General features: G+C 43.1%; 1 pseudogene. It reads right to left on the bottom strand.

The features are described from left to right. Window positions 1-25: 25 nt before the first annotated feature. Window positions 26-350: pseudogene (locus C7H79_RS19170) on the bottom strand (transposase); the annotation flags it as partial.

A 350-nucleotide genomic window follows, 5' to 3' on the forward strand; every position in this document is an offset into this window, starting at 1 on the left:
GCTGTCAAAAATGGAGTCCATCGGTTTAAGCAACAAGCAAATTTGCATAGTATTGCTGCGTAAATTGTGCTGGTGACAAATAGTCCAGCCTTTTCTATTTTCTCTGCCGGCTATCCAAGATTTCTATATATTCGACATCTCCTGAATGGCTTGTTGTCGTGTTTTGAATCTTCTATGATGCACCAGCTCGGTTTTAAGTATTCCCCAGAAGTTTCCATCGGCGCGTTCTCATAGCAATCATCCTTGCGACTCATGGAAGCGATCATGCCAAATTGTTGCAATAAATTCTGGTAATCATGTGCACAGTATTGGCTGCCGCAATCTGAGTGAGCAATCAATCCCTTACCGGG

Origin of the sequence: Nitrosomonas supralitoralis, from assembly GCF_003011925.2 — a bacterium.
Lineage (GTDB): Bacteria > Pseudomonadota > Gammaproteobacteria > Burkholderiales > Nitrosomonadaceae > Nitrosomonas > Nitrosomonas supralitoralis.